General features: G+C 48.6%; 5 protein-coding genes. 4 read left to right on the top strand and 1 reads right to left on the bottom strand.

All coding sequences use genetic code 11. The features are described 5' to 3' along the window. From IQ235_RS15670 to IQ235_RS15655, 4 genes are all read left to right on the top strand, one after another. On the top strand, window positions 1–2,021 hold a 2,021-nt coding region (locus tag IQ235_RS15670), incomplete at its 5' end, for a 3'-5' exonuclease (protein ID WP_264322377.1). Window positions 2,022–2,144: 123 nt separating this feature from the next. Next, window positions 2,145–3,134 carry a DUF389 domain-containing protein gene (locus IQ235_RS15665; protein WP_264322376.1) on the top strand — a complete coding sequence of 330 codons (990 nt, stop codon included), beginning with the start codon at window positions 2,145–2,147 and terminating at the stop codon, window positions 3,132–3,134. A gap of 261 nt (window positions 3,135–3,395) precedes the next feature. Beyond that, window positions 3,396–3,764 carry a dihydroneopterin aldolase gene (gene folB, locus IQ235_RS15660; protein WP_264322375.1) on the top strand — a complete coding sequence of 123 codons (369 nt, stop codon included), beginning with the start codon at window positions 3,396–3,398 and terminating at the stop codon, window positions 3,762–3,764. 32 nt (window positions 3,765–3,796) lie between these two features. Next, window positions 3,797–4,267, top strand: coding sequence for an NUDIX domain-containing protein (locus IQ235_RS15655; RefSeq protein ID WP_264322374.1), 471 nt, complete (start codon window positions 3,797–3,799; stop codon window positions 4,265–4,267). 312 nt (window positions 4,268–4,579) lie between these two features. On the opposite strand, the gene IQ235_RS15650 is transcribed toward IQ235_RS15655, so the two are convergent. Continuing rightward, a partial coding sequence (locus IQ235_RS15650; protein WP_264322373.1) for a choice-of-anchor K domain-containing protein occupies window positions 4,580–6,418 on the bottom strand: 1,839 nt, incomplete at its 5' end.

The raw sequence follows: 6,418 nt of genomic DNA, 5'->3' as shown, positions 1-6,418 counted from the left end.
AGCAAACCCGGCTGCGATCGCGATCGTGGCGCACTTATATCAAACCCCTGTGGATCGGCACCTTTCACAGCCTCTGCGCCCGGATTCTCCGGTTCGATATCAATAAATATACTGATGAAAAGGGGCGGCAGTGGACGCGATCGTTTTCGATTTTCGACGAGTCGGACGTGCAGGCGCTCATCAAAGAAATCGTTATCGGGCAACTGAATTTAGACGATAAAAAATTTAAACCCAGCGCCGTTCGCTATCAAATTAGTAATGCCAAAAATCGCGGTTGGTCCCCCAGCGATTTGGAACGCAACGAACCGAACTACAAAGGGCGAGTCATTTCCGAAGTTTACCAACTTTATCAAGACAAACTGGCGGAAAACAACGCCCTGGATTTTGACGATTTGATTCGGGTGCCGGTACAACTTTTTCAACAAAACGAGTCGGTGCTGGCATACTGGCATCAAAAGTTTCGCCACGTTCTCGTGGATGAATATCAAGATACCAACCGCACTCAATACGATTTGATCCGATTGCTTGTCACGAATGGGGAAGATCCAAGAACGATATCCGATTGGGAAAATCGATCGGTGTTTGTCGTCGGCGATGTCGATCAATCGATTTATTCCTTTCGGATGGCGGACTTTACCATTTTGCTGGAGTTTCAGGAAGACTTTGGCGATGGTTTGAGCGACGATCGCACTCAAACCATGGTGAAGTTAGAAGAAAATTATCGATCGACGGAAAATATTCTCCAAGTTGCCAATTATTTAATCGAACAAAATACCGAACGCATCGATAAAGTGTTGCGTCCCACGCGGGGATGGGGCGATCCAATCTACTGCGAGCGATTGGATAACGATCGCGATGAGGCCAATTTTGTCGTCCGAGGAATTCGCGATCTCGCCATCGACAATCCGGAACTAAATTGGGGCAGTTTTGCCATTCTCTATCGTACCAATGCTCAATCTCGGGTATTTGAAGATGCCTTAATTGGCACCAATATTCGATATAAAGTGATTGGTGGATTGCGATTTTACGATCGAAAAGAAGTTAAAGACGTTCTGGCATATTTACGGACGATCGCCAATCCGGCAGATACCGTCAGTATCAAGCGCGTCATCAATACTCCCCGTCGCGGCATCGGCAAAACCACCATCGACAAACTCGATAATGCCGCCCAGCAATTGGGCATTCCTTTATGGGAAATTCTCAGCGACGAAACTTCGGTGAAAACCATTGCCGGGAGAAAGGCAAAAGCGGTGTTGGGTTTCGTTGACAGTATTGCCGAGTTGCAACAACAGATAAACGAGCGTTCTGCGGCGGAAATTTTTCAAGAGGTGATGGATAAATCCGGATATCTAGAAGCCCTCAAACAACAAGGTACTGATGAAGCAGAAAATCGCCGTCAAAATGTCGAAGAAGTTTATAATGCCATGTTGCAATATGCCGAAGAAAATGAGGATGAATCCTTAGTTGGATTTTTGGGAACCGCATCTCTGGCATCGGATTTAGATAATTTAGAAGAAGGGGAAGAAGCAGTTTCGTTGATGACGTTACATTCGGCAAAAGGTCTGGAATTTCCCATCGTTTTTATGGTGGGGATGGAAGACGGACTCTTCCCCAATTTCCGCAGTTTGAACGACCCGAGTTCATTGGAAGAAGAGCGCCGCCTTTGCTATGTTGGCATTACCCGCGCCCAAGACCAACTGTTTCTCACCCACGCAAGCGAACGTCGTCTGTGGGGGAACTATTCCCACGCTGTTCCTTCGCAATTTTTCAAGCAATTACCCCAAGAGCTTCTAGCGGGAAATAGTATCCGTAAGGTCGCAAAAAATTATCGAAAAACCGCTAAAGTCACTGCCAATGGAGCTTGGCGGGTGGACGATCGGGTGGTACACGAAAACTTTGGCGAAGGGAAGGTCTTGCTGATATTTGGAGAAGGGAGAAAACAGACGATCGCCGTTAAATTTGCGACGGGGAGTCCGAAGATTCTCGATCCCAACTTCGCCCCGATCGAGAAAGTCGAATAGTCCAAATTCAACCTACCCGAAAACCATAATTTTCGCCGGAATGATAGTATGCTGTGGGGCGAGCTCGGTTTTTATAGACGATTGAGCTTGCGCGATCGCTGGGTGTATTCATCGACTATTTCTATGCAACGAATCTGGCAAACTTTCCGAAGCTTCGGTATCAAAGCCATTCCCGTCCTGCAGATGCGGGAATCTCTGGTCAAAGAATCCGAACTCGATCTTAACTTTATCGTCCTGATTGTCAGCTCTTGTCTGATTGCCACCTGCGGGTTGCTCGTCAATAGTGCCGCCGTCATTATTGGGGCCATGATTATCGCCCCGCTGATGCTACCGATTCGGGGATTGTCCTTCGGTTTACTCGAAGGGGATGCGGAAATTTTAACCAATAGCGTTATCTCCATTGCTGTCGGCACGACGATCGCGATCGTCTGTTCGGGGTTTGTGGGGTCGGTGGTCGGATTGCCCGAGTTCGGCAGCGAAGTCCTCGCGCGCACCCAACCCAATTTAGTGGACTTGATGGTGGCCCTGGTGGCTGGTGGCATCAGCGGCTACTCCAAAATTCGCTCCTCCCTGAGCGATGCCGTTCCCGGTACGGCGATCGCCGTGGCGTTGATGCCCCCCCTTTGCGTGGTGGGATTAACCCTTTCCCAAGGGTTATGGACATTCAGTGGCGGCGCGTTCCTCCTGTTTGTCACCAATTTACTCGGCATTAACCTCGCCTGTACGATCGTCTATGTCTTGGGTGGATATACCCTCAGCAGTCCCCTGCGGCGATCGCTCTCTTGGGGGGTTTCGTTATTCCTCATCGGGTTGCTGGCGATTCCCTTGGGGTTCAGCCTCATCGACCTCATCGACCAAGCGAAAGTCAATAATTCCATCCGCAGCATCCTCGCCAGTCGTCCCCTGCTCGATCGTGAGGATATCGAACTGGTGGATACCCAAATTGATTCGAGAGCGGCATCGGTCGTTCTGGTGGTGCGAGCAACTGAGCAGATCGACCCGGAGGAGGTGGCAACGGTGGAACAAGTGCTGCAAACGGAGCTGAAAAAACCGTTTAAGGTGGTGTTTGACGTGACCGAATCGCGTAAGGTGGAATCGTCTCTGGCTCGGTAATCCAACCTCCTTGCATCAGATTAAATTCGGATTAAATACTGCTTAACGGATAACGGTAGTTTTGGAGTCATCGATTCGCTCTTTGCAATTTAGCGATCGAAACCCCTTGAGTTACCCAATATTACTAACCACAAAATAAGTTATTTTACAAGTGAAATTCTTGAAAATATTGGATAGAATCATTCTGTTTCAAACAACGATCTCCAAAGGGTATTTTGGTGTTACCTTTAGAAAGAATAAAATACATCGCTCCAAGTAAATATGGATGCCATTGAAATCTCGGGCTTGCGCTACTACGGTTATACCGGATACTTCGCCGAGGAAAAGAAACTCGGTCAGTGGTTTGAAGTCGATCTAACCCTATCGCTGGATTTAGCAACTGTCGGCAAGAGCGATCGCTTAGAAGATACGTTAAATTATTGCCAAGCCGTCGATATCGTCCGCGAGCATATCGAAACCTCTAAAGTTGACACCATCGAACATTTAGCCGCCCAAATACTTCGATCGTTACTCAAACTCGATCGCATCGAGAAAGCTCGCGTGCGCCTGACGAAACTGGTGCCGCCCATTCCGGGTTTTAGCGGTCAAATTGCTGTAGAATTGACGCGCACCCGAGATGATTCGTTTTAGTTCGCTCTAAAATCACAATCCTCAATTCAGTCTTGAAACTCTCACTCATGGTAGACCGAACTCCAACGAAACAAGAATCTCCCCAGAAACAATTTCCCCTCACCACTGTCGGAGCACTCGTCGCTCATCCCAATGGGAAAATTTTGATCGTGAGGACAACAAAATGGAAGGGAACTTGGGGCGTACCCGGCGGTAAAGTCGATTGGGGAGAAACCCTCGAAGAAGCGTTACTTCGGGAGTTTAAAGAAGAGGTTGGACTAGAGTTAACCAACGTTCGTTTTGCCCTGTTGCAAGAAGCAGTTATTGACCCGCAATTTGTACGAGAAGCCCATTTCATTCTGGTCAACTACTACGCACTTTGCGAGAACGAAACCATTACTCCCAACGAAGAAATTGAGACCTGGGCGTGGGTCACTCCGCAACAAGCACTGGAGTATCCTTTAAATACTTATACTCGCATTTTGGTTGAAGACTATTTGCAACGGGAAAAGACAAAAGTGTAGTGTATTTAGGGCTTTGGAATTAAATAAAGTACCCTCGCATCGAACTGCCTAATCTAACCGACTAAGCAGCAATTCGCCGTTGGCGCAGCCGCCCTGAAAGGGCTAGGCGACGCGCGCGCGAACGCATCTAATTTACTAGTTTTGACTGACATAAGGATGCGGAGACAGGTCGATAAATTGAGTATTTTTATCTTATTTTGTCTAAACTTCAGTATCTAAAAACTCGATAAAAAAAAGCCCGCACCGTGGCGCGGACTTCGACAAGTTCGATCGTATTTTAGGAAATCGATTTGAGATTAGCGAACTGATGAATTAGCCGGCAAAATCGGCATCGGGAACTTCCACGATCGATTCTTCCACTTGAGTGATATCATCCATTCCGAGAACGTACCCGATAAAGGCATTATTTTCGAGTTTAATGCCCACATCGTTCGTACCGTCAAGGTTAAAATCACCCACTTCAAAGGTAATAACAGTCGAACTGGTAATCGCAATTCGATCGAGTCCCATCTCGAAATCGGCGATGATATCCGCACTCAAACTCGTCTGAAGCTGGACATCGAGTTCGGCACGCAAAATGAAGGTATCACTTCCGCCGCCACCAATGAGTAGATCGAAGCCAAGATCGCCCGCAACCGCATCGTCTCCTTCGCCACCTTGGACAATATCGTCTCCTTTACCACCGCGAACGATATCATCGCCATCTTCACCCATGACAACGTCGTCACCTTCGTTCCCATTTACATAATCTACGCCAGATCCTCCTTCAACTTCATCATCTCCAGATTGACCAACGAGAACGTCATTGCCAGACTCTCCATCGATCGCATCGTCTCCTTCCTCAGACATAATAATATCGTTGTCTTCAGAGCCATTAATACTATCGTCTGCTTCAGAGCCGTTGGCTTCATTTATCCCAAGAGTATCGAGATCCACGGGAGTTCCTTCAGGAACCTCGAACGCATTATCTTCTTCGGCTGCTAATGCGGCTGAGGTGGAAATACTCCACTGGATATTGAGGGATGCCTCGTCTTGGATGATAACCGATCCGGCAACCGCGCCTTCTCCAGTTTCGTCCCCACCGACAAAAACCCCATCTCCTGCGGTAATTTCGTCCACAGCTTCATCGGAAAGCGGCTCGAACAACTCCGCAGCTTCGTCGGGAATGGTGACGATCCGACCGTAGAGGTTGGCGATCGCAAAGCTTTCTTCGGGTGAGTCAAATCCGCCCTGAATGGTTGCACCGCCATCGGTGGAGAAACCCGACAGTTCCACAGTGAAGGTTTTGCCGTTGAGAGCAAAGGTTTGAGGAGACAAACCCCCCGTTGCAAATTGAAGGCGATCTCCATCGAGAACCGCGTCCCCGGTGGTATTTTGGGTATTGAGGATATTGAAGAAGAAGTCAAAAGACCCCGGATCGTTGTCTGTTCCTTCAATATCTAAGTTGAGGCTGAAGCCAAAATCGCCGTTGAAATTTTGCTGGGTTGTGCCGTTCTGGTAAAACAGTTGTCCGATTTTGAAGGATTCGCCAACGGTGGCACCAAAGTCGCTACCGTCAAACTGCACGATGTTGCTAAAACTGCCCTCAACCGCAGCACCCCATTCAAACTGATTTTCGATGCCGCCATTGACGCTGGTGAGGTTAATGACCGCTTCGGAGTCTGACTCGGCAGGACCGGAGAATTGACCGGAAGCCGTACCGATAATATGTCCCATATCAGACATGTCAGACATATCGGACATCATGCCATCGGCTGTATCCGAAATTTCTTCATCGCCGCTCTCGGAATTATCCCCACCCGCGACATCGGACATCTCGTCCTCGACGGCGGACATCGAGTCTTCACTAGAATCCATGCCTTCTGAAGCGATTCCCTCCAGTTTCCCGTTCTGGGTGCGAATGCCGAAGTTCTGACCGAGAAATAAATCCAACGTTAACTCGGTCGAACTGTGGGAAATAATGAATTCGGTGACGGGGATATTGTCCTGGGCAGAGCCGGGCGTGCCAATTTCGACTCCAGCATCGAAGGCTCGGGGAGAGATGCTCGGATTTCCGGTGACTTGGTTGACGCTGCCAGCCGGCCCGAACTGGGAATCAGTAATATCGGTTCCCGTAACAACTAAACCGTCGAGTAGGGAATCGTCCTCAAG

The organism is Zarconia navalis LEGE 11467 (genome assembly GCF_015207075.1).
GTDB classification, from domain to species: domain Bacteria; phylum Cyanobacteriota; class Cyanobacteriia; order Cyanobacteriales; family Geitlerinemataceae; genus Zarconia; species Zarconia navalis.
The sequence above is the reverse complement of the archived record's forward strand: the minus strand, read 5'-3'. Positions and strand labels throughout refer to the sequence as shown.